General features: G+C 49.8%; 23 protein-coding genes, 1 tRNA gene and 1 pseudogene. 14 read left to right on the top strand and 11 right to left on the bottom strand.

Features of this window, described 5'->3' with window-relative positions:
• Window positions 1-18 precede the first annotated feature (18 nt).
• On the bottom strand, window positions 19-1,668 hold the full coding sequence (locus JW881_08235) for a YgiQ family radical SAM protein (GenBank protein ID MBN1697486.1): 1,650 nt from the start codon (window positions 1,666-1,668) through the stop codon (window positions 19-21).
• 263 nt (window positions 1,669-1,931) lie between these two features.
• Here JW881_08235 and JW881_08230 point away from each other — a divergent pair, with 263 nt between their 5' ends.
• The 3 genes from JW881_08230 to JW881_08220 all read left to right on the top strand — a co-directional run bounded on the left by JW881_08230 (window position 1,932) and on the right by JW881_08220 (window position 4,880).
• Entirely contained in the window at window positions 1,932-2,456 is a 525-nt protein-coding gene (locus JW881_08230; GenBank protein ID MBN1697485.1) for a DUF350 domain-containing protein, read from the top strand.
• Between the two features lie 36 nt (window positions 2,457-2,492).
• Entirely contained in the window at window positions 2,493-3,629 is a 1,137-nt protein-coding gene (locus JW881_08225) for a hypothetical protein (protein MBN1697484.1), read from the top strand.
• 168 nt (window positions 3,630-3,797) lie between these two features.
• Complete coding sequence (locus JW881_08220) at window positions 3,798-4,880, top strand: metallophosphoesterase family protein (protein MBN1697483.1); 1,083 nt, start codon at window positions 3,798-3,800, stop codon at window positions 4,878-4,880.
• A 21-nt stretch (window positions 4,881-4,901) separates the two neighbouring features.
• Here JW881_08220 and JW881_08215 read toward each other — a convergent pair whose 3' ends face one another.
• Window positions 4,902-5,084, bottom strand: coding sequence for a hypothetical protein (locus JW881_08215; GenBank protein MBN1697482.1), 183 nt, complete (start codon window positions 5,082-5,084; stop codon window positions 4,902-4,904).
• Window positions 5,085-5,252: 168 nt separating this feature from the next.
• Between JW881_08215 and JW881_08210 the strand changes: the two genes are divergently transcribed.
• Together JW881_08210 and JW881_08205 are read left to right on the top strand one after the other, a co-directional pair.
• Entirely contained in the window at window positions 5,253-5,723 is a 471-nt protein-coding gene (locus JW881_08210; GenBank protein ID MBN1697481.1) for a VOC family protein, read from the top strand.
• 66 nt (window positions 5,724-5,789) lie between these two features.
• Window positions 5,790-7,709: a glucosamine-6-phosphate deaminase gene (locus JW881_08205; GenBank protein ID MBN1697480.1), complete on the top strand. Its 1,920-nt coding sequence runs from the start codon at window positions 5,790-5,792 to the stop codon at window positions 7,707-7,709.
• A gap of 15 nt (window positions 7,710-7,724) precedes the next feature.
• Here the strand turns inward: JW881_08205 and JW881_08200 are convergent, their stop codons facing one another.
• The gene (locus JW881_08200; GenBank protein MBN1697479.1) at window positions 7,725-8,057 is read right to left on the bottom strand and encodes an arsenate reductase family protein; all 333 of its coding nucleotides are present in this window, start codon (window positions 8,055-8,057) and stop codon (window positions 7,725-7,727) included.
• 219 nt (window positions 8,058-8,276) lie between these two features.
• On the opposite strand from JW881_08200, the gene JW881_08195 reads away from it, so the two are divergent.
• The 3 genes from JW881_08195 to JW881_08185 are packed head-to-tail and all read left to right on the top strand — an operon-like array spanning window position 8,277 to window position 11,308.
• Window positions 8,277-10,343 carry an elongation factor G gene (locus JW881_08195; protein ID MBN1697478.1) on the top strand — a complete coding sequence of 689 codons (2,067 nt, stop codon included), beginning with the start codon at window positions 8,277-8,279 and terminating at the stop codon, window positions 10,341-10,343.
• Window positions 10,343-11,050: a hypothetical protein gene (locus JW881_08190; protein ID MBN1697477.1), complete on the top strand. Its 708-nt coding sequence runs from the start codon at window positions 10,343-10,345 to the stop codon at window positions 11,048-11,050. The genes JW881_08195 and JW881_08190 overlap by 1 nt, the downstream gene beginning before the upstream one ends.
• 42 nt (window positions 11,051-11,092) lie before the next feature.
• Complete coding sequence (locus tag JW881_08185) at window positions 11,093-11,308, top strand: hypothetical protein (GenBank protein ID MBN1697476.1); 216 nt, start codon at window positions 11,093-11,095, stop codon at window positions 11,306-11,308.
• Here the strand turns inward: JW881_08185 and JW881_08180 are convergent.
• From JW881_08180 to mfd, 4 genes are all read right to left on the bottom strand, one after another.
• A tRNA-Glu gene (locus tag JW881_08180) sits at window positions 11,306-11,377 on the bottom strand. The two genes, JW881_08185 and JW881_08180, sit on opposite strands and share 3 nt — an antisense overlap.
• Window positions 11,378-11,462: 85 nt before the next feature.
• Window positions 11,463-11,813: a PilZ domain-containing protein gene (locus JW881_08175; protein MBN1697475.1), complete on the bottom strand. Its 351-nt coding sequence runs from the start codon at window positions 11,811-11,813 to the stop codon at window positions 11,463-11,465.
• Window positions 11,814-11,858: 45 nt separating this feature from the next.
• Window positions 11,859-12,212 carry a PilZ domain-containing protein gene (locus tag JW881_08170; protein ID MBN1697474.1) on the bottom strand — a complete coding sequence of 118 codons (354 nt, stop codon included), beginning with the start codon at window positions 12,210-12,212 and terminating at the stop codon, window positions 11,859-11,861.
• A 64-nt stretch (window positions 12,213-12,276) separates the two neighbouring features.
• The gene (gene mfd, locus JW881_08165; protein ID MBN1697473.1) at window positions 12,277-15,690 is read right to left on the bottom strand and encodes a transcription-repair coupling factor; all 3,414 of its coding nucleotides are present in this window, start codon (window positions 15,688-15,690) and stop codon (window positions 12,277-12,279) included.
• A 30-nt stretch (window positions 15,691-15,720) separates the two neighbouring features.
• Here mfd and JW881_08160 point away from each other — a divergent pair, with 30 nt between their 5' ends.
• Together JW881_08160 and JW881_08155 are read left to right on the top strand one after the other, a co-directional pair.
• Window positions 15,721-16,674: a hypothetical protein gene (locus JW881_08160; protein ID MBN1697472.1), complete on the top strand. Its 954-nt coding sequence runs from the start codon at window positions 15,721-15,723 to the stop codon at window positions 16,672-16,674.
• Window positions 16,675-17,427 carry a hypothetical protein gene (locus tag JW881_08155; protein ID MBN1697471.1) on the top strand — a complete coding sequence of 251 codons (753 nt, stop codon included), beginning with the start codon at window positions 16,675-16,677 and terminating at the stop codon, window positions 17,425-17,427.
• Window positions 17,428-17,478: 51 nt separating this feature from the next.
• Here the strand turns inward: JW881_08155 and JW881_08150 are convergent, their stop codons facing one another.
• Together JW881_08150 and JW881_08145 are read right to left on the bottom strand one after the other, a co-directional pair.
• Window positions 17,479-17,778: a hypothetical protein gene (locus tag JW881_08150; protein MBN1697470.1), complete on the bottom strand. Its 300-nt coding sequence runs from the start codon at window positions 17,776-17,778 to the stop codon at window positions 17,479-17,481.
• Between the two features lie 271 nt (window positions 17,779-18,049).
• Complete coding sequence (locus tag JW881_08145) at window positions 18,050-18,616, bottom strand: hypothetical protein (GenBank protein MBN1697469.1); 567 nt, start codon at window positions 18,614-18,616, stop codon at window positions 18,050-18,052.
• A 296-nt stretch (window positions 18,617-18,912) separates the two neighbouring features.
• On the opposite strand from JW881_08145, the gene JW881_08140 reads away from it, so the two are divergent.
• Both JW881_08140 and JW881_08135 read left to right on the top strand, forming a co-directional pair.
• The gene (locus JW881_08140) at window positions 18,913-20,505 is read left to right on the top strand and encodes a rhomboid family intramembrane serine protease (protein MBN1697468.1); all 1,593 of its coding nucleotides are present in this window, start codon (window positions 18,913-18,915) and stop codon (window positions 20,503-20,505) included.
• A 150-nt stretch (window positions 20,506-20,655) separates the two neighbouring features.
• Entirely contained in the window at window positions 20,656-21,300 is a 645-nt protein-coding gene (locus JW881_08135; GenBank protein ID MBN1697467.1) for a hypothetical protein, read from the top strand.
• A 63-nt stretch (window positions 21,301-21,363) separates the two neighbouring features.
• Here the strand turns inward: JW881_08135 and JW881_08130 are convergent, their stop codons facing one another.
• The gene (locus JW881_08130; protein MBN1697466.1) at window positions 21,364-22,314 is read right to left on the bottom strand and encodes an alpha/beta hydrolase; all 951 of its coding nucleotides are present in this window, start codon (window positions 22,312-22,314) and stop codon (window positions 21,364-21,366) included.
• Window positions 22,315-22,559: 245 nt separating this feature from the next.
• Between JW881_08130 and JW881_08125 the strand changes: the two genes are divergently transcribed.
• A complete protein-coding gene (locus tag JW881_08125) occupies window positions 22,560-22,805 on the top strand; it encodes a hypothetical protein (protein ID MBN1697465.1) in 246 nt (81 codons plus the stop codon).
• 4 nt (window positions 22,806-22,809) lie between these two features.
• Window positions 22,810-23,709, top strand: a pseudogene (locus JW881_08120) (pyridoxal-phosphate dependent enzyme).
• Here the strand turns inward: JW881_08120 and JW881_08115 are convergent.
• The coding region (locus JW881_08115; protein ID MBN1697464.1) for a hypothetical protein at window positions 23,678-24,134 on the bottom strand (457 nt) is incomplete at its 5' end. The pseudogene JW881_08120 and the gene JW881_08115 sit on opposite strands and share 32 nt — an antisense overlap.

Raw genomic sequence — 24,134 nt, 5'->3', positions numbered from 1 at the left:
AGGATCCTCCCCGGTCTTTCATTGAATCACGTCTTTCTGTCTTTGAACTGCTTTCATGCCTTTTTCGACAAACAGCCGGTCGCAGGTGAAGGGATTTATTCCCGTGTAATACATGAGTGTCGACCATGTTGACGGGGTGGGGGTAAAAATCTGGACCTGCTCCGGCCTGATTTTCAGGTTTGTCCGGATAAACCGATCAAGTTTCATCATGTCCTCTCCGGTACAACCGGGATGCGCCGCCATAAAATAATAGGTGAGAAACTGTTTTTTACCGTCTTTTTCGGCGAGTCGCTCGAACATACGCATGAAATCCGTAAGGGATGTTCCCCCGGTCTTCCCCATCAAGGCGAGTACCTTTTCCTCCGAATGTTCAGGCGCCAGTTTGAGCTGGCCGGAGGTATGATGACGAAGGATCTGTTCCAGGTACGCGAAGCCGTTTTTATCCGAAAGGACCAGATCGTGCCTGATCCCCGATGCGAGAAATACCTTTTTGACACCGGAAATCTCCTCGAGCCGTTTGAGAAGCGATATCTGCCGTTTGTGATCCGATTCATATTGGTTGCAGATTCGGGGAAAAAGGCACCGTTTCCCCCTGCATGCACCCCGTTCCGCCCACCGCCTGCATTGTGCGCCGTACATGTTTGCCGTCGGCCCCCCGGTATCGGTAATGATTCCCCTGAAATCAGGATGGTTCTTAAACCGTTCGGCTTCACTTACTATCGAATCCACACTCCGTGACCGGACAACCCTCCCCTGATGGATCGATATCGAACAGAAATTGCATTCCCCTGCGCATCCCCGGTGTGAGGTGATCGAAAATCTGATCGTATCCAATGCCCTCACCCGCCCCCGGACGCCGTACCAGGGATGAACGTCCCGTTCGAAATCGAGAGAGTGGATTCTGTCGAGTTCTTCTTCCGTTTCATAATATCCGGGCGGATTATGAACGAGGTACCTGTTCCCGTGCCGCTGCAGAAGCCCGCGTGCATCATGGGGATCTGTATTTTCATAAAAAACTGCAAACATCCGGGCGAACGCTTCTTTATCCGACGCGACCTCGTCCGCCGAAGGCAACATGATATAATCCCGCTTCATTTCTCCGGACGGATAACAGATGCCCCTGAGGTCCCTGTAATCCTCTCCCCTGTCCAGTTTTTCGGCAAGCGCGGCAACGGTCTTTTCAGCCATACCGTACACGAGAATATCCGCCTTGGCATCGAAAAGCACCGAATTCCGCACTTTGTTGCTCCAGTAATCGTAATGGCAGATTCTCCGCAGACTCGCCTCGACACCGCCAAGGACGAGGGGCGCCGTGTTCTTGAAATACCTTCGGATGAGGTTTGCATAAACGATGACCGCCCTGTCCGGCCGCCTGTTGTTGATTCCTCCCGGGGTCAGGTCGTCGGATTTTCTGAACTTCTTCGTTGCCGTATAATTTGCGACCATGGAATCCATACATCCGCCCGTAATTCCCCAGAAAAGCCGGGGTTCGCCGAGTCGCGTGATGTCCCCGGGACTTTCGGTATCGGGCTGAGCGATAATCCCCACACGGTACCCTTTTTCAAGAAGAACCTTCCCGATCAAGGCGACCCCGATGAAGGGACTGTCGATATAGGTGTCGCCGGTCACGAGTATAATATCGCATTCGGAGAAACCAAACCGTTTCAATTCATTCCTGGTTGTGGGAAGAAACATACAGCATAACGTAATAAAATTTTCATATTATAACAAGGGAAGATAATCCCGTACTTCACGGAAGGTACATGAACCTTTTACACGTTTTTGACAGCCTCATGTCATACCGATTTTCATGGTACATACCGGACCAAAATTATGCCGTGCAAACCTTGACTATCTGTTTCCGGGACCTATAATTTATAGCATGCTCCCTGTCCGTGCGGGGGTGAATTCTATCTTCCCGGAGGCATCAGATGAATACAAAGCTTCTCGTCATATCCCTGTTTCAGATCGGTGCGGGGTTGATCCTCGGTACGATCCTTCTCTTTATCGGTTTTAAACTCATCGGTTTCTGGGCCCGTAAAATATACAAGATCGAGCAGTACAATACATCATTCGCCATCCTTATCGGGGGCGTTCTTTTTTCAATCGGGTACTTCATCAAATCGATCGTCGAACCCCTTATCACTACATTCCGCTATCTTTTAGGCGGCCGGGAAGAAATCGGCGAGGCGATCGGAACAGCCGTCATCTACATCCTCATTTATTTTTCACTTGCCTTCGTGTTTTCGTTCATCGTCATCGTCATTTCATTTTTTCTCTTCACTCTCTTTACCCAAAAACTGAACGAGATGGAGGAGATCCGCAACAACAATATCGCGATCGGTATTATCCTCGCGGTTGTCATCATCGTGATATCCCTCATCGTAGGCGACGGCTTCACTCTTCTCACCGAATCCATTATCCCCTTTCCAAAACTTCCAAAGGGAATCGGGTAGTACCGTCCTCAATCAGAGAGGGAAAAGGAGGTGAGCATGATGAAAAGGGAAACCGGTATTTTCTCATTTGCAATCCGCTTCGTCTTCCTGATAACCGCAACGGCGCTTTCATCCCAGACGGCGGAGATCGATCATATAACGGTGGAGCATAATGTCGAAAACAGGGTTTATTTTCGTATTTACGACCTTAATGTGTATGCCATGAAGGACGGATATATCCATACGGCTTTTATCCTGTCGCAAAATGCCGAATGGATCGATGACTCGGAGATCGCCCTCGATCCCCTCTATGTTCCCTACGATCATTCCGTCTGGAATGGGGAATCGTTTTGGTTTTATTATCCCTATTCGGCATTCACCTCCTACGGAAATCCGATTGAACCATATTGGGGTACTTTTCTGGTCATCAATTCATCGGACGACACTCTTCTTTTACAGGAGGATATACAGTTCAGCCTCCCCGAATCCGTCACCGGGATGATGAGATCGGATGAGGACAGCGGTATTGCCGGCGATGATGGAGAAATCAATTCAACATTTTACTGGACCCATTCGGGCAAATCATATAACACCGGTTTCAGAATAAGCCGGGAGGATTATTACCGCTCCCGGGTCGAACGCGATACGTTCCAGCCGTTCCGCGGCAGGGCAGAAGACACGGGTGAATATATCTCCCTCTGGGATATCGATTTCAGCGAATTCTACTCCGATCTCTACGGGTATCTTTACCAGCAAAACAGCTATAGACTCGGCCATGTCAAAGAGGAGTTGCTTGGCTTCAAAGAAGGTCTTTCGCTGGGATACGCGGATTTTGCCGCATTCGTCATTAATTGCGTCCAGGCCACCACCTATCAAATTCCGGAAACTCCTTGGGGAATCTATACCCCGCTCGAGATGATCCGGTCGAAAAAAGGTGACTGCGATTCGCGTTCCGTTCTCCTTTATCTGCTATTAAAAGATTTCGGATACGATGTGGCCATTTTTTACAGCGACTACTATCAGCACGCGATGCTCGGTATCGCACAGGTCGGATTTGGAGATTATCTTTCATATGGGGGCATCAGGTACTTTTTTGTGGAAACGACTGCAACCGGATGGGAAATAGGAGATATTCCCCCCGAATGGTCAAATAAAAGCCACTGGATAATACTTTTTCCAATTCTTCGGAATTAGCGCGCCCCGTAATATCGAGAACCGCATTAGCGGTTTCTCATTGTCTGTTATATAATAAATACCGGTAAAGAAACACCGGCGGGTGACACGGTACATTGTCGAGGAGAAAAAAGCGGATGAGGTTAAGGCCGGACGGGAGAATATAACAAAGGGAAAACGATTGTTTCTATGTGTATTATCAGTTCATATCGTTCCATGGAGACCAACCTTTTTGACACAATACGCAACGTATATAATATCGGCCCGGCAGAAGATAAAAAAATCGTCATCTTCAGCGACCTCCACCTCGGTAACGGGGGAAGCAACGACGATTTTATTAAAAACGGGACGCTTTTTTCGACACTGCTCGAACGTTCGTATTATGACGGGGGCTATCACCTCGTCCTGAACGGGGATATCGAGGAATTGCAGAAGTTCAGTCTCAACGGAATCAGAAAACGGTGGAAAGCGGTTTTCACTCTCTTCGATGCTTTCAACAATGAATCGCGGCTGTATAAAACGGCGGGCAATCACGACGAGGACCTTCTTCTCGATCAAAGGCGGGGGCGGGGATACGGATACATGATCCACGAATGCCTTTCCCTCACCATCGACTCCGACATACCGATCTATATCTTTCACGGCCACCAATCCTCACTCTTTTTCACGAGATATAATGCACTCGCGGGTTTGTTCGTCAGGTACCTGGCAAAGCCGTTCTACATAAAAAACCTCTCCGTGGCTTACAGCAACCATAAAAAATTCATCACCGAACAACGCGTCTACCGTTTTTCCTCACGGCAAAAGATCATTTCGATCATCGGGCATACGCACCGCCCCCTTTTCGAATCCATTTCAAAAATCGACGATCTGCGCTTCCGCATCGAACAGCTTTGCCGCTCGTATCCGGATATGACGGAGTCCGAGAGGGAACTCACCGGAAAAACTGTTTTCAAATATAAAAAAGAATTACATCGCTATTTTCAGGTAAAGAAAAATCAGAGCCTCATATCGAGTCTATACAGCACCCCCCTGCTGGTTCCGAACCTTTTCAACGCGGGATGCGGCATTGGTAAAAGCGGGATGACATGTATCGAAATCAGGGAACGTGAAATCGCCCTGGTTCACTGGTTCGACAGCAGAAGAAGCGATAACTATCTCAAAGATCCCAATTACGAGTGCGAGCAAATCGTTGGTACCACCTGCTATAAGGTGGTACTGAAGAAAGAGCCGCTTTCCTATATCTTTGCCCGTATCAATCTGCTTGCATAATACGCCCGGCAGTGTGTTTCGTTACTTTCTCTTCTCCTCAACGTACGCACGAAGGGCATCGTCGTTGATATAGCCGAGTTCGATCGCGATCACCCCGAATATCTTGTCGGGTTCCTTTTTCTGCTGTTTCAATATCTCGTCAACCTGCTCCGATGTCAGGGCTCCGATACGCACCAGAAAATCTCCGATTCGTTCTTCTGCCATACGAAAAAGTTTACGGGATACGATATCGAAAGTCAAGACGTAACGATGATACATACATGGTGAAAGGTATTGTAAAAACCGGCTTCCCGTTATAAGCTTATAGTCTATTGAAACATAGGCAGGTTGAATGAAGCACAATGCGCGTAACAATACAAGGGAGGGAAGATAATGGAAGACAAAAAACAGGGAATCGGAACTCTTTGCCAGATCGGTATCATTGTCAAGGATATAGAGGCCGCGGTGGCACGGCTAAGCCGCATATTCAGAATGCCGCAGCCGGAAATCACGATCACGGACAGCGTGGAGAACGCCCATACCAGATACAGAGGTAAACAGACAGCGGCAAGGGCTCGGCTGGCGTTTTTCCCCATGGGTCAGGTAACGATCGAACTTATCGAGCCGGTCGGGGAACCGAGTACATGGAAAGACCACCTCCGCACAAAAGGGGAAGGCTTCCATCACATAGCCTTTCAGGTCGATGATTTTTCCGAAATTCGTCAACACCTTGCAGAAAACAACGTAAGTATCGACCAGGAAGGGGATTATACCGGCGGCAGGTATACCTATTGCGGAGGGCCCGAATTATCAGGAATAATCATGGAGTTTCTCGAAAACCGCTCCACAGGGGACAACCGGTGACGGCCGCGGTAATAGTACGGCGGTCCGCACACTGTCATCAATCGGCCGTTTGACGGGGGGTGCGCTATGAAAAACGAAAAAGAGAAAATCAGGGCAATCGTCTATGATACAAACGAAGAGGCGACCACACATATTGCACGTCTCATCGCCGACCTTATAAAGGAACGGAATGCAAAAGGGAAGACAGTCACTCTCGGTCTAGTCGCCGGACCATCCGTAATCAACCTCTACAGTACACTGGTGAAAATTCATCGGGAAGAAAAAATAAGCTTTGAAGGCGTCGTCACCTTCAATGTCGACGAATACTATCCGATACGGCCCGATCAGCTTCAAAGTTCCACATGGTTCATGCACGAACATCTTTTTCGCCATGTTGATATCAAACCGGAAAACATTCATATACCGGAAGGTACGATGGCGCCGGACCGTATGGAAGACGCCTGTCGTGATTATGAAAGGGCAATCGGGTCCGCGGGCGGGATCGATCTGTTGCTTACCGTACTCGGGTACAAGGGCCACATCGGATTGAACGATCCGGGACTGCCCCCGGAAACGAGAACACGTCTTGTCACCCTCGATCATATTATGCGTCACGAGGCCGCGGGCGATTTTTTCGGCGAGGAGAATGTCCCCCCGCAGGCGTTTTCAATAGGATTGGAAACAATTTTGACCGCTCGATCGATTCTTCTTTTAGCCTTCGGCGAACAAAAGGCCCGTATCGTCAAAAAAATGGTCGAAGAAGACTCAGCCGAACACCCCGCAGTTCACTCACTCAGAAATCATCGTGATATTTCGATCATATGCGACCGTGCGGCCGCCTCATACCTGACAAAAATTCAAACGCCATGGATAAAAGGAGCCGTCAGGTGGGACCGCAGGCTTCTGCGGCGTGCCGTTGTGTGGCTTGCCCTGAAAAAGAAAAAAGCGATTCTGAAACTCACTGAAGACGATTACTCGGAAAACGACCTCTACGACCTGCTCGATCATTACGGGTCCGCCTATCAGGCGAACCTCGAAGTCTTTCACGATATTCAGGCTACCATCACCGGATGGCCGGGCGGAAAAACCGGCTTACCCCACGGTGAAACGAGTCAAAAACAAAAAAAACCCTGGCAACGGGGGCCGTTCCCCAAACGTTGCATCATATTCAGCCCACACCCGGACGACGATGTCATCTCCATGGGCGGAACCCTCATCCGCCTTACCGACCAGGGACACGAAGTCCATATCGCCTACCAGACGGACGGCGGCAATGCCGTCTTCGATCACGACGCGCTCCGTTTCGCGGACTTCGTTACCGAATTCAGTTCAATCTTCGGGATCGCACAAAAAGAAATGGAAAAGATCGAACGCCATATCGGACAATTTCTCAAAAACAAGGATCCGAAGGATCGTGATTCGGAGGAGGTATACAAGATAAAGGTCCTTATCCGCAAAACAGAGGCAAAGGCGGCGGGTAGAGCATGCGGCGTTCCCGAAGAACGGCTTCATTTTCTCAATATGCCGTTCTACAGGGACAGGCACCTGAAAAAACGCGAACCAGGCAAGGAAGATATCCGTCTTATCGCGGACCTTCTTGATCGTGTAAAACCTCACCAGGTATATGCGGCCGGAGATCTTACCGATCCCCACGGGACGCATATCATATGCTTTCGCGCTATCGAAGCTGCGTTTAAACAACTCAAAACACGGCCGTGGTACAGGGATTGCACGGTCTGGCTTTACCGCGGTGCATGGCAGGAATGGGAGCCCGAACACATCGATATGGCCGTTCCCCTTTCCCCCGACGAGCTTATGAGAAAGCGTCTTGCCATCTTCAAACACCAATCCCAGAAAGACCTCGCCATGTTTCCCGGCCCCGTAGACAAGCGCGAGTTTTGGCAGCGGGCGGAGGGAAGAAACCGCGCGACAGCCAGGCTTTATGATTCACTCGGTTTTGCCGAATATGAGGCGATCGAGGCATTCAGAGAATACCCCCTGCCGTGAATAGCGATATATTCGTCACAGAAGAAACTTTTTCCATTCATCCGGCATAAACCCGGCCGCCGCCATCCCGCCCTTTCTCACGATCGGGGTTTTCAGGAGAAGAGGATTTTCAAGCAGAACCTCTTCAATATCGAAATCCATGTACCGCATACCGGCTTTATCGTATTCCCTGCCCTCGCGGTCTATCATGTTTTCGATCCCTACCGCTCTTGCCGCGCTTTCAAGCTCGCCCTTGCTCATTCCTTTTTCCTCCAGATTGATGAACTGAAACCCGACGCCGCGCTCCCTGAAAAATCGCTCCGCCTTTTGTGTATTTCTGCATTTTTTGAGTCCGAATATTTGAATCATTGTCATAGTACGACAATTGTACACAATGGCACTGTCTTTGGGAACACTTTCTTCCCTCCAGGAAAGAAACCTTCCCGCGGGGACGGAGGCCAATCCCCGATTCAAATTAACCGGGGGTTCCTCTTGACATTTTTTTGAATGCTGACTATATTCTCGTAACTTCCTGTATATGCACATCCAATACAATCAGGAAAGAATTCACAAAAGGACACAAGGAATATGGATTCGACAAAGATGAGAAATATCGGGATCAGTGCGCATATTGATTCCGGAAAGACAACCCTTACCGAAAGGATACTCTATTACTGCAAGAAGATACACCGCATCGGAGAAGTGCGGGGCAAGGACGGTAAAGGGGCGACCATGGATTCGATGGCCCTTGAAAAAGAACGGGGGATCACGATCGCCTCTGCGGCGACGAATGTCTCATGGAAAGACCATTCGATCAATATCATCGATACGCCGGGACATGTGGACTTCACCATCGAGGTCGAACGGGCGCTTCGAGTTTTGGACGGTGCCATCCTCGTTCTCTGCGCCGTCGGCGGTGTTCAATCCCAATCCATCACCGTCAACCGGCAGCTCAACCGTTACAATGTACCGCGTCTCGCCTTTGTCAACAAATGCGACCGCGTGGGCGCCAATCCCGTGAAAGTCAAGGAACAACTCAAAGAAAAACTCGGTCATAACGCGGTCCTCATGCAGATACCGATGGGACTCGAGGCTGATTTCAAAGGCGTCATCGACCTTGTCGGCATGAAGGCCCTCACCTTCGATGGTGCCCAGGGAGAAATAGTCACGGAATCGGAGATACCGGAGGAGTACGCCCGTGAGGCAGCCGAGATGCGTATCGAACTTATCGAGACCGCGTCGATGTACTGTGACGAACTTGCCGCACACTACCTCGAAGGGACAGAGTCTGAACGGCACATTATCGAAGCGATACGAAGAGGCACCATTTCCCGTGAATTGACTCCGGTATTTATCGGTTCGGCATATAAAAACAAGGGGGTTCAACCCCTTATTGACGCGGTTATACGGTTCCTTCCCTCCCCGGTTGATGTCGTCCATCACGCGTTCGATCTGAACGAAAACGAAAAAAAAGTCGAGCTGAAACCGGACCCTTCTCTCCCGGCTTTGGCACACGCGTTCAAACTCGAAGACGGACCTTACGGACAGCTGACCTACATCAGGCTGTACAGGGGAACCATTAGAAAAGGCACCGAACTTACCAATATCAGAACAAGAAAAAAAGTCAGAATCGGGCGGCTGGTCCGGATGCACGCGGAAACGATGGAAGATATAAGCGAGGCTTCGGGCGGCGATATTGTCGCACTCTTCGGAATAGATTGCGTGTCCGGAGACACCTTTAACGAGAATGGGTGCGCGTATGCGATGACCGGGATGTATGTTCCCGAACCGGTGATTTCCCTTGCCCTGAAACCAAAAGATAAAAAGTCCGAAGACGCGATGTCGAAAGCGCTGAATCGCTTTACAAAAGAAGACCCCTCGTTCCAGAGCGAGGTCGACCCCGAATCGAACCAGACCCTGATCCGGGGAATGGGCGAACTCCATCTCGATGTCTACATCGAACGGATGCGGCGAGAATACGGCGTACAACTCGAAACGGGTATGCCCCAGGTCGCCTACAGGGAAACCATTACCCGGCCGGCGGCCTTCGACTACACCCATAAAAAGCAGACGGGAGGCGCCGGACAATACGGCCGGATCGCCGGTGCCATCGAGCCCTTTTCAGAGGATGGCTTCGAGTTCGTCGATGAGATCAAGGGGGGGGTGATTCCGAAAGAATATATCCCGTCCTGCGAAAAGGGCTTTCGTGCCTGTCTTTCGAAGGGGGGGCTTATCGGTTTTCCGATTGTCGGGGTAAAGGTCACAATTAATGACGGGACGTTCCATCCCGTGGATTCATCCGACGTCGCCTTTCAGTCTGCCGCAATCGGGGGATTCAGACAGGCCTACATGAAAGCGGAACCCGTTATCCTCGAACCGGTGATGAAGGTCGTTGTCGAAAGCCCCTCCGAGTTTCTCGGCGCGGTCCTCACCACGATTAATCAGCGGAGGGGGATGATCGTCAGCACAAGTGAAGACGATACATTCTCGCAGGTAGAAGCCGAAGTGCCGCTTTCGGAAATGTTCGGGTATTCGACCGTCATTCGTTCCGTGTCCCAGGGCAAGGCCGAGTTTACCATGGAGTTCGCCAGATACGGAAGGGTTCCGGCCTCTATCGCCGAGGAACTTGTAAAAAAGGAGAGGAGCAAGGAATAATGCTGAAATCCGAACTGATAAAAAAAAGCCCATTGCGCGTTCTCGACACTTCGGAACACGGCGGGGTCGGGAAGGGAAATATCGGGATAATCGCGGCGCGAAAAGGAGTGGGCAAAACGGCCTGTCTGGTCCATATCGCGACGGATCAGCTTTTGCAGGGAAATCATGTCATCCATGTCTCATTCACGGAAAGGCCGGATCACATCATATCGTGGTACGAAGACATTTTCACCGAAATAGCCAGACGGCGCAGCCTCGAACACGCGATGGAGGTTCACGACGAAATCGTCAGGAACAGGATCATCATGAACTTCACCCCCGGACGCCTTTCGATCCAACAGATACTTGACCGTATCGGAACAATGATACAAAAGGCGGATTTCAATGCCGATTGCATCGCCGTCGACGGCTATGATTTTTATTCGGGTTCGAAGGAGGATTTTGAAACGATCAAGGCTTTCGCGAAGGACAATGGCCTCAGGTTCTGGTTCAGTGCATCGTTACGTGATACGGTGAAAGCCCCGGCAAATGAAAAACTACCCGCCGTTCTTGCCGGCTACGAATCAAAGGCGGAGGTCATCATCCTCCTGGAACCGGAAGAAAAAAGGATCAGGCTGAACCTCGTCAAGGATCACCGGAGAAGCCCCGGAGACGACCTCCATCTCTCACTCGATCCGAAAACGCTTCTAATCAGCGACGAGGAGTAATAATCCGTCAGTGATATTCTTTTTACCGCTTTCGGGGACAGGGTGTCTTTCGAAACCGGGATAGACACCTTTTATGATTATGGGGCCGTACAGGATTCACGATTGGGCCGGTTTACGTATCATTCACTCGGTCTCGAAAGTTATTACAGCGGTTACCCTCCGTGGTACGCGAATGTGGTCGGTTCGGTCAGGTGCCGGCTCGAAATAAAATGCAATCCGTTTCCGACATTGAACGGAACCACCCGCCTTTTTTTTTAGCCCCTAGGGGAATCGAACCCCTCTTTGAAGAATGAGAATCTCCTGTCCTAGCCGATAGACGAAGGGGCCTCGCATTCATCGATAAAAGACGCTATAATCTACCGTTTTTTACCGAATCTGTCAAGAAGTTTCATCGATCATGCGGTCTTTCGTATCATTTACGCAGAAAGGTCGCGCTGTCCACATATTTCCCGATCAGGTCCCTGTCCGCTTCATCGATCCGGATAAACTGGATACCGTTGTAGAATTTGCCGCCCCCACCCTCCTTATACTCTTCATTCCACACGATTTTGCCCGAAACTTTGACCGGTTTTTGTTCGTCCGGTATATGAAACTTGATATCGACGACCTTTCCGACCTCGATCGGGGATGTCGTAATCAGACAGATTCCCCCCGCTCCGATATCCCTTGTCGTTGACTCGAGCCACCGCTGTTCCGGACTCATGTCGTACGCCACGTTCAATGAAATAAACCGCCGTCTGTATCGTCTTTTGTCTTTCACCATGCTCCTCCGGATTGATTGTTATCGTTCACCGCTTTTCGCTTTCATTCAACCGTTAACGGCAATACCGTCGATGTATTTCCCGATCAGTCCCCGTTCCCTTTCACTCATCGCGATGAACTTTATTCCATTATCGTAATATTCCTCGTCATTAATGACATATTTTTGGTTCCACATAATTTCACCCCTCACCTCGAGCGACTCGCTTGTATCGGGAAGCCTGAACTTCAATGTGAGATGAGTTCCGGCCTGGAGTGCTTCCTTTGTGAGAAGGCAGATGCCGCCGGCACTCAGATTTTTGGTCTCCGTTTCAGTCCACTTCCGGCCCTTGTCGAGATCGTAGGAAACCGCGATATTGATATCGAGACGCCGATATTCCCGTTTTTCGAATGGTCGATCCATATCCTTGCTTTAACTATATCGATTCCGGGTCCGCTGTCAAGTAATCCGGCATAACGGCGGCACCTCAGACCAGCCGGGAAAGCCTGTCCCTGAGGAACTCGGCCTTTTCCCTGAGTCCGATATTTTTTATTTTAAAGCAGATGCACTGTGGCCGCCTGCTGTCGAGGAAAACCGATCCGCCGCTCTCCCGTATAAGCCGCAGCACCCTGTCCGCCGAGACCTTTGCCAGACGAGAAAACTCGACGGTTATCACCCCGTCCCGTTCCCTGAGCGACGAAATCGAAAGTTTCTTGCAAATGACACGTATCTCCGCGATGGAGAAAATACTCGTCACTTCGTCCGGAAGCGGACCGAACCTGTCGGTGATTTCCCCGTAGATGATCTCGAGTTCGCTTTCATTGGTTATCGATGCGACCTTTTTATACACCTCCATTTTTTCGACCGGTTCGCTGATATAGGAATCGGGAATATATCCCGAATATTCGAGTTCGAGATATACCTCTTCCTCTTCTTCCTTTCCTTCGTGTTTCTTCTCGGCGATTACATCATCGAGTAATTTGATGTACATGTCGAATCCCACGGCAAGAATATCGCCGTGCTGCTCGCGCCCGAGCAGATTACCGGCACCCCGTATTTCGAGATCCTTGAGCGCGATCTTGAATCCCGAACCCAGCTCCGTGTAATCCGATATGATCCTCAAGCGCTTCATTGCGATCTCGCTCAGTACCCTCGATTTCGGATAGAGGAGATAGGCGTAAGCCGGCACGTCGGACCTGCCAACCCTTCCCCGGAGTTGATACAGCTGGGAAATCCCGAACATGTCCGCCCGGTTGATGATGATGGTGTTGACATTCGGAATATCGATGCCGTTTTCGATGATCGTGGTGGTGAGAAGAATCCGGAATTCCCGGTGGATGAAACGATGCATGACATCCTCGAGTTCCAGCGCGGTCATCCTTCCATGGGCGATATCGATGGAAACATCGGGAACGAGTTCTTTCAGGAAAAGAAAGGTCTGGGGAAGGGTTTCTATTCTATTGTGAAGGAAATAGACCTGACCTTCCCTTTCCACCTCACGCCTGATCGCCTGCCCGATAATATGTGAGTCGAACTCCTGAATAGAGGTCTCTATCGGCAGTCTGTTCTGGGGCGGTGTGTTCAAAATCGACATATCGCGGATTTTCATCAGCGCCATATGGAGGGTTCGGGGAATCGGTGTTGCCGTGAGTGTCAGACAGTCCACACTCACCTTCAACTCCTTGAGTATTTCCTTGTGCTTCACGCCGAAACGCTGCTCCTCATCGACGACGATCAGACCGAGGTTTTTGAAAACGACATCCTTTTGCACGAGACGGTGCGTCCCGATGATGATATCCACCCCCCCGCAAGCGAGCCGCCCGAGAATCGACTTCTGTTCTCTCCTGGGTCTGAAACGGGACAGCATTTCAATCGAAACGGGGAAGTCCCTGAAACGCTCGGTAAAGGTCTCATAGTGTTGTTCGGTGAGAATTGTCGTGGGGGCCAGCACCGCGACCTGTTTGCCCCCCATGACGGCCTTGAAAGCGGCTCGGAGGGCGATCTCCGTTTTCCCGTATCCCACATCACCGCACACCAGTCTGTCCATGGGAAGTGTCGCCTCCATATCGGTCTTTACTTCCTCGATACAGCGCAGTTGATCGTCGGTCTCCTGAAACGGGAAACCGGCTTCGAAATCCTTCTGCCATTCACTGTCTTTTTGAAAGGAATATCCCTTTTGCTGCCTTCGTTTTGCATAAAGGGAAAGAAGCCGGTCCGCCAGATCCTCGACCGAACGCCGTACCCGTTCCTTCCGTTTTTCCCACCCTTTGCCCCCGATCCTGTCGAGTTTCGGCTTTCTCCCCTCCTGGGCGATATACCGCTGGATAAGATTGACCTGCTCGATGGGAAGGTACACGATTTCACTGTCCCCGTATTCAAGATGGATATAATCCCTCTCGTTCAGGTGGGTGCGGATACGCTCGATACCGCAATACAACCCGATACCGTAATTCAGGTGTACGACGTAATCGCCCGGTTCGAGATCGACGAAACTGTCGATGATTTGAGTTTTCGCGTTTTTTATCGAACGGGGAATCGGCCGCTTTCTTCCGAAGATCTCGCTCTCACTGATACATATCAGTTTTCTCTCGGCTACGGAGAACCCCCCGGATATACTCGCCGGGACAACCAGCAGCCTCCCTTTTTTCGGCTGCAGGTCCTTGAGCATCTCTTCTATCCTTTTTGCCTGCGACTCATAGACACCGAAGATCACTATGGTATACCCGACATCGAGAAGGCTTTGCAGTTCATCCTTCAAAAAAGGAATATTGCCGAAGAATGAGCGCGGAGGATCACAGTGGAAGAGAAATCCGTCCATGTGAAACTCTTTCTTGAGTGATGAAAAGAGTATTTTCCTCATGTCTTTTTCTGCGAGACGGGGAAAATCCAGGAGAATTCTTTCGGGCGGGGGAGACGTTTTAACAAGGCGTTTCGCCCTCGCATATTGTTCGTTATACTCCTTTTCGATGGCGTCAAAAAGCGTGAGCATGATTTCATTTCTCGCGAGAAATATGGAAGAATTCGGGGAAAGATAGTCCAGAAGGGAGTATGTTCCCCGGAAACAGAGGGGATAATAGAGTTCGATACCGTCGAATTCCGTATTGAGACCGATTTTTTCTTTGAGATCCGCGATGTCATCCTCCGCGACGCCGAGGTCCCGGAGTGATTCCCCAAGCACCTCTCCGGTCTCTTCCGTGAAAAGCACTTCCCGCAGCGGATAAATGGTGATTTCTTCCTTCCTCGAGATGGATGTCTGCGTGGCGGGATCGAAAAGCCTGATTTCCTCGACTTCATCAAAGGCAAAAACGATACGGATCGCATGCTCCGCATCCGGAGAAAAAATATCGATAACCTCGCCCCTGACGGCAAACTCTCCCCGGACACTCACCTTTGGAACCCGGAGATAACCGTACTGTGTCAGCCGTTCCCCCACTTCCGAAGCGTGTATTTCGTCACGCTTTCTTACGGTATAAAGCCGTTGTTTGAACCAGACGGGATCCGGGAGGGGGACGACAAATGCGCGAAGGGGGGCAACGATAATGACGGGTTTATGTGCAAGAAGTTTTTCGAGAACGCTTGTCCGTTCAAAAAAAACCGAACTCACGGGTGATACATCCTTATAAGGTGCCACACCCCACCAGGGAAACGGCACGACCTCTTCACCGCAAAGCGATTTGAGATCCTCCATGACATCTTCTGCCTCTTTTTCGGTTGAAACAAGCACCAGAGAAGGGGCCTTCGCGTGTGAGTGGATCTCACTGACGATAAACGGCAGGAGACCGTCCTGTATTCCGAATACCGAAACCGGAAGTTTTCCCGTTCGGAAGGAATTAATTAGGTGAGAAAATGGCTGATACCCCTTTAATTTTTCTAAAATTTCATTTATACATAATGTTATCATTTATTTTACCGAAGATTATAAAAGAAAAGGATGAAATCTTTTAGTATACAATGTTTCATTATTATCACTCTCATGTCGTTCGCACCGCTGATCTTTGCGCAGCCGGTCGAAGGAATCGATGTTACCATCCGTTTTTTCGAAAAGAGAATATACTATCTCAATCAGACCGATATCGCCGTTAAAATCTCTCTCACGAACAATGGAACCGGTTCCTACAGATTCAAGATCGCGTCAAACAGGTTCTTCAACCTCGACTTCGACGTAAAAACCCCGACCAATCTCACGTTGCCCCACGCGGAAAAATTTATCACAGAACGATCATCGAGGCAACATGTTTTTTACCGCGAGGTAAGTATCGAACCGGGGGAGGAATACAGTTTTACGGAAATTCTGAACGAGTATGTCAAATTCGAACAGGCGGGACTGTATACGATCCAGGCCGTTTTTTATCCCGAACTCGCGTATCAGGGTTCGACTTTTATCAGATCGAATAAACTATCACTCAGCATACGCCCTCCGGTCGTTTCCAAAGAAATGCAGGCGGTGATTGAGGTGGAAACGGGAAAGGCACTTGAACGTGAACAGATCCCGCCGGATGAAGTGGTCACCTATATGCTGCATGCCCGTCAGAAATCCCAATGGGAAAAGTTTTTTCTCTACCTCGATCTGAAAAGCCTTTTTCTCCAGAATTATTCGCGGGCGAACCGTTTCAAAAAAGCGTCCCAGGAAGCACAGCAGCAGATGCTCGAAGACTTCAGAAACAGCCTGATGCTTCAGAAAATAGAGCAGGCAATTCTGGCAATACCAACGGAGTTTGAAATCCTCAAAACGGAATACCGGCCATTGGAAGGAAGCGTCGTTGTTCTTGAAAAATTCAGATATTCGGACTATACTGATGTGAAAGAATATACGTATACTGTCAGGAAATACGATCAATACTGGCTCATATCCGGATATACCGTTGTACCGATCAGGACCGAATAAATGAATATCATATTTATTTCCTATGAACTCTATTTCAAGGATGTTCTTGACTATCATTTTAAGCCCCTCGGCCTGGATATCATTCATAAAAGAGATCCCATCGAGGTCATCAATGAAATCGACACCCTCGACTTCGATATCATCATCTACTATGAAATCGATTACCCCAGACATTGGAAACCGCTGCTCAAGGTCCTGCGGGAAAAGTATCCAAGGAAAAAAGGTATTTTTATTCTGATCAGCGACAAGGATTTCCCCTTCGAAGAGGCATCCAAAGCCATTTTCCTCGATATCAACGGTATCGTCACCGACAATATCTGGAACAACCGCGTGATCTACCGCCTCGAAGAAATTATCCGAAGATACCTGAAACTCCCCGACAACCGCAAGTATTCCCGTTATCCGGTCGAAGAATCGGATAAAATCGGATTTATCTTCACGCATCCGAAAATCCTCATCCTCATAAGCGGCAGCGTCATCGATATTTCCGCCGACGGACTCAGGTTCAGCCCGAAACTGCCGCAACGCATCCAGGATCTGGAGCCGGGCGTCAAACTGGATCGCTGCTCTCTTTTGCTGGGTGATGAATTGTATACGGTCGATTGTACGATTATCCAGAAAAACCAGTCGATCGGCGTCCAGTTTGTCTATTTCAGGGAAGTGAATGCGAAAAAGAATCCGAAAGTACGTTCATATCTGATGGACGAGCGGGCAAACAGAAAACTGCAACACGCCATCGCCCGGAACGACTGATTGACCGTAAAAGCGGACATGAAAAACGGGCTGCCCGCCGGGTTTCGGCCCCTACGGTTTTCCCTTTTTTAAAACCGATTCAAACCTTTTCCACGGATCGGAAGAAATCCGCCCATACCTGCAGCCGGGCGCGTGGCCCTTACCGAACCGGTATATTCCGTCAAGCCCGTCATCTTTGTGTACCACCTCGAGCCCCATTTTTTCGAGTTTCAGCAGGAGTACCTTTCTGCGTTCCCTGATATTCCAGCACCCCGGACACACACCGACAGTCGCGCGGTCATGGGTACCGGAATACCTCACGCGCACCATGGCACGACCCTCTGAAACCGCGAATTTTCTCAGTAATGACACCTGGTCGCTCCTTCCCCTCCCCTTTTCATGTTAACGCATCCGGGGCCGGAGGTCAATATCCGGAGACGGATATTGATATCCGGCCCCGGAATCGGCTTTTACAGGTATATTCCATAACAACAAAAAGAGGAGACATACGCCTGTGCAGGCTGAAATAATGCATTAATTCGGAGGCGCTTGACTTTCAGGGGGAATGAAAGGGCATCGTTTCGAAATTCCACGGCAGGAGAACGGTTTTTCCCGTATCGCCCACCGCTATTGCTGTACGCTGTTATTCAACTTTCGCCGTATAGGAGATAAAGACCGCACCTGATGCGCCAGGAGAGCCTGGGGAGAGATTACAAAGTGAACATGTCCCGCCTAACCCACCCATCCCGTACCCTTCCGGATGGCAGGTTGGAGAAGCAGAAGGGGTCGATTTATTGGCATCTTTTCCCGAAAAAGCTGATATTCCTCCGTACACGAGATAACCGCCCTTTCCACCTTGTCCCACGATAACGGTATATTCGGTGTTTTTACTTACTAAAATTTTTTCCAGAAAGTATCCCCCGCAGCTTCCACGCTGACCCTGTTCCGTGATACACCAACAGCCGCTTTGTCCTCCTCCCGCTTCCGCCATTCCGCCGCTTTGCCCCCCTCCTATCATTTCCAGTGTGATTTCTTCTTCATAAGCGTTCCCGGGGAGCTGCCACACATAGGTTCCTGTCGTTGTAAAGCCGACTGTTTCTGTTTTCAACTCAACCGGCTTCATGAACTCCGGGTTGTGAAAATCACAACCGGTCGGGAGAAAAAGAAAGCATATAATGAGAGCGGCAATCATTTTGATATCTTTTTTCATATATTTTCTCCCTGTCGGTTTTCCCGACACTTACATTTTCTTCATTGACGACGTAGTATACCATATTTCTGTCGTTACCACAATAAAAATCATTTTCGGCTTATTGACGATAAAAGAAACCGCCGTCTATAAAGAACCGGACAGCATATCATGCCGTCATGACTTCTGCCGGGAGGTGAAGACGTAAAAAGTATCTTGAAACGGCAGGGATAAAAAGCCTTTAATATTGCCGTTTTCCCGTTTCTATGGTATTGTATGTGCGGCCCTGCCATTATTACGATCACGGAGGAAATCGAATGCCGAATATGTTCCGCTGTCCCCATTGCGGGAACGATCTGATTGTGCTGAAAAGCGATACGGGAAAGGAAGCCCTCTGTCCTGAATGCCTTTCCTGGACGGAAGTCCCTGTTGAAACGGTAAAAACGGAAAAACCGTGCAATTGTAAAATACGCATAAAGCCGCAGAACGAAGAGATCATGCCCGAAAACAGGGAAACGGCAGATATGAAAAGCGAAGCGACTGAAAACGCCGAAAAACCGGTTGAAAATGATACGGAAGCACCTGAGGCGGAAAAGGATAACGGCGGAAAGATATATACACCGGAGAGCGAACACCCCTCGACCTCATCCGCACGGGATGACGCCGCAATAGAATATAACACGGGACATCGTATGAAAGTCATGAGTTTCCGTGAGTTTCTCGAACTGGTCACTCCCCGTATCTACGTAACGATCGCCCTCATCGCAATCAACGCGATCGTCTTCATTGTCATGGCGCTGAACGGGGTCTCGATATTCTCTCCCCAGGCGGATCAGTTGATCCGATGGGGGGCGAAAGTGACTCCGCTCGTCCTCATCAATAACGAATGGTGGCGGCTTGCCACTTCCGTTTTCATTCATATCGGCCTGCTTCATTTTGCCGTGAACATGTGGGCCCTCTGGTATCTCGGCATCCTCGCGGAACGGCTATTCGGGAACATCGGTTTTCTGACTATCTATCTCGTTAGCGGATTCGGCGGAAGTGTCGCCAGTCTGTATTTCAATCCGGTCGGCGCGAGCGCAGGCGCTTCCGGCGCAATTTTCGGCATTGTCGGCGCACTTATCGCCTTTTTCGCGACCAAGGAACTGAAGATTCCTCAACAGATTTCCCGCCGGATCCTGCTGAACCTTCTCATTATCGTGGGAATCAACCTCGTGATCGGGTTTTCCTTCAACGGGATCGACAACGCGGGGCATATCGGCGGGCTTCTTACCGGCCTCGGCGCGGGATTCTTTCTCAGGCGACGCCTTCCCCCCGTCAGGGCACCCCGGCGATATCTCCGCTATCTCGGTGTCGCGGGAATCGCCGCGTATCTTTTGATAACACTTTTAACCGTATCGCCGTTTTACCGGAACAATGTCCTGCCGGCCGAGGCGGTCAGGGAATATTTCGAAAAAGGACAGTATATCAAGGCATTGGAAGTACTCGAGCAACATGCCCCCGCCGATAAAGACAGTCAGGTCATTCGCAGCATGAAATCCGTCGTTTACGGAAATGCCGGATGGGAATACTATCTGAAGGGGGATTTCTCCCGGTGCATCGAACTTTCCAAAAAAGCGGTCGACCTCGATCCCGTCGTCGCGCTTTATGCACATTACAATATCGCGCTCTGCTATCTCAGGATGGAACGATTCGAAGAGGCCCGAAGGCTGTATTCCGAACTCGAAAACGGCGAGATAAAACTCGAAAAGACCGCCCATGACGGGGCCGTCGGCGACCTCGTCGATCTCGTGAGAAAAGGCATCCTTGCCGGGGAAGCACGCGCTATATTAACGGATATATTCGGTCTTTCGGATGAAAAAATCAATGACCGGGAAGCGGCGGTCCCGCAATCGCCGGATCAGCTGTAACCGGCCTTTCAATACCTGAAATAATTCACGTATTTCCGCCGTCTCCCCTTGCATTACCGATTTCCCGCACCTACACTTATTACAGAAGCCCTGGTAAACGATCTGCCGCCGGAACCGGGCATCACTGACTGATAAAAAAGGAGAGCCGCCATGAAAGAAAGCTTCGAGATTATTCAGACCGATTTCGCGGGGGGAGTGAAAGGGGACGCCCTGTTCATCAACATGAAAAAACTCAAAGAAGAAAACGACTATATCGGTCTCTGGTATGCGTGCGATCGAAACGAAGAGACATGTATAACCACCGAGTTTTATTACACAAAGGGTAATTGTCAAAAGCCGGTTGATTTCCGGGAAGAACTCAAAGAAAACAGTTTTAAACAACTCAAGAAATTTACCATTCCCACTGAACACGATTTTATCTGGATCGGGATGAAAACGGATGAAACACATTACTGCCGCTTGAAAATATTCGACGTCCGGCAGGAAAAAACATATATCAAGTACAAGGTGATCAGGGAAAAAGGCGAAACCTTTGATGTATTGGGCAAAGGCGTTATAAAGGGTGGTATCGCCTATTTTTTCAAACTCGGAATCGAGGACAATACGGGCGAGGTCGATTTCAATGACACGATTATGTATGTCGTTTTCATGAAAGACTGTCCGCCGCCCGACTGGCATCTCGATTACGGAAGCCTCGGCATCCAGAACCTCCCGGTTCTCTCATCGACATTCAGGTTTCCCGCGGATAAAACCTACTCGAACTGGTACGGCCGGAACCCGCTTGACGGCCTTTGATACGGTTTACTCACAAACGGTTATAGTTCAATGCCGTTATCCCGCATCGATGTATTTATTTTGTCAGTCGATCAGCGTTTTGAAATAGGCGATATCCTTGTCGATCAGCCCGAGATAGTCGTAACGGGAAAGGTTATGATTGTCGCCGGGGTGCCGGTAAAAGATAAAACGGACCCCCGTCTCCGTGAAAGCCTCGATGAGATTCAGACTCCAGTCAAAAGGGACGGATTCGTCGTCCGTGCCGTGATGCAGAACAACCGGGGATGTGATAAAGGCGGTATGTTCGACCGGTGATAAATCGGGATAATCCGAACGGGATGTTATTTTATGAAGGGCGGTCAAATGCGATTCCGAATTTTTATACGAATCCCGGCGTATAAAATAGAGGGTGTTTTCCGGAATCAACGCGGAAACCGGGGCCCAGAGCGAGAATGCCGTTATACCGGCCGCTACCTCTGCGACACGAAGTGTCACCTCACCCCCCATGGAATGGCCGTAGAGAAAGAGATGTTCACTGTCCCACTCATCGATCGAAACGGCGGAGGCGATCAGGTTGAGGACATCAATCGAGTAATGGATGGTTCGAAGCGGCCCTTCCCCTCTGCCTTCGGATTCGTCATGCCCCCTGTAATCAGGCTTGAGTACCAGAAATCCGTTTTTCGCATACCGGTCGGAAATTGTCCGGTAAGATCTTGTCGTGGAATATTCGTCTGGGGGGATGTAGCCGTGATTGATGATCATCAAAGGGTATCCGCCGTCACCGCCCCGGGGGGTATTCATGAGGGCGTACAATTTCAGCCCCTCGGACATATACGAAACGATGTATGTGATGTATTCCTCCGATTCCGATATCATTTTTTCGATAACGACCGGGGAAGGCGCGTACTCCCTCTCCCGCAAGGCATCGATCGAAAGGACATGCTTTTGCGTCCGCCCTGAAACGATCTCCGGGGTTTCCCGGGGGACACACCTGCAGAAGATCAAAGCGAAAACGGCGATACATACTATTCTCATAACGACTCCTTTCATATGGACCGTCTGCCGTCAGTGACCGTACCGGTCCTGTGAACCACCTCATGTTCACGACCCTACCATACACGCCTGCTTATGTAAACGCCGTCATCACAGCCGTATGGCAAACAAAGGGCCGTCATTTATCTATCGCATCTTGCCGGCCGAAAAAAGACGGTAAAACCGGTTTTCTTTTACTACCATTATTGACTGATTTTTTCTATATTTGAAAGGAAGGAAGACGAGGTATGATACCGATATTCGAGTATTTTCCGGCTTTACAAAAAAGACTGCCGTATATAAAACTCGGACAATTCCCGACGGCGGTCAAAAAACTCGATCGCAGCGGCCGATTAATCGGCCTCGACAGGCTTTATATGAAAGACGATGCGGTCAGCGGACAACACTATGGGGGAAGCAAGATCCGGAAACTGGAGTTCCTTTTGGGAAAAGGGCCGGCCTGCGGCGCGGATGAGGTGATGACGTTCGGGTAATGCGGGGTCGAATCACGCGGTAGCCACGGCACTCTACGCCCGTCAATGCGGGGCTAAAACCCTCGCGATGCTTTTACCGCAGCCCGGTGCAGATTATGTACGGAAAAACCTTCTCGTTCTCCTGGGCTGTGAAACCGGCATTCATTATTATTCGAATATCGTCTCCCTCTTTTTGGGCTCATTATTTCACTATTTCGTTTCCGCGATGGGAAAAGGAAGGTTCCCGGAAATTATCTGGTCTGGCGGCTCGACCCCGTCCGGCATCACCGGCATTGTCAGCGCCATATTCGAACTCAGGGAACAAATCGATCTCGGCCTCATGCCGAAACCGGAAAGGATCTATGTCGCGGCCGGAACCATGGGAACGACTGCCGGTATTTTACTCGGCCTTTGCGCGACCGGTCTCGAAGCAACGGTCCACGCGGTCTCGATTCTGGGCGGGAAATTCGTCGATAAAAACAAGATCAGATGTCTGTTCGTATATACGAACAGGTATTTGCATAAAAACGATCCACGCTTTCCTCTTTTCCGCTTTCCCTGCGATATGCTCGAAGTCAGGTACGGGTTCGCCGGTGAGGGATATGCCTATATGACACCCGAGGGCAAAGAAGCGATCCGGCTTGTCGGGGAACATGAAGGTGTTTCTCTTGAAAGGACCTATACCGGAAAAACATTCGCCGCACTCATGAGTGACGCCAAAGATAATCTCCCGAGAGGGGAGGTCGTTCTTTTCTGGAACACCCATAATGGAATCGTACTGGACTCGCTGATCGAAGGTCTCGATTACCGGAAACAATCGAGTAGGAGGAGGGCTTACGCCCTCCGACCTCTCACACCACCGTACGTACGGTTCCGTATACGGCGGTTCGTAGTCAGTTACGATTTAACGCACAATTATCGATGAACGAGTACAAACCCAAACAGTCAAAATAACTCTTTGGGAAAGCTTTATTCATATGTTGGGCACCCGAGTTCCACCAGGCCCCCCGTCCGTTTCCTGCTGATTTCCATGCAGTGGATTCATCCAAACCACGTTTCATCAGATTCCTGGCGCGGGTTATCATGCGTTTCCATTGTCTCCACAAGATACAGCGCAGTCTCCGGCGCAACCACCCATCCAGAGTTTCAAAGATGCCTTTTACCTCTGAAAGGCTGAAATAATTAAACCAGCCTCTCAGTAACGGCTTTAGTTTTTGGATGGTTTGGGAAAGGCTCCTGCCCCTTCCAATCCTGAAAATCTCTTTGATCTTTCCCTTAAGGCGCTTGATTGATTTCAAAGCTACTTTCAACAAGGGTCTTTTATGCCATGTCAGTGTATATCCTAAAAAG

It is taken from the genome of Spirochaetales bacterium (assembly GCA_016930085.1).
Classification (GTDB): Bacteria; Spirochaetota; Spirochaetia; order SZUA-6; family JAFGRV01; genus JAFGHO01.
This window is presented reverse-complemented; position numbering and strand designations above follow the sequence as displayed.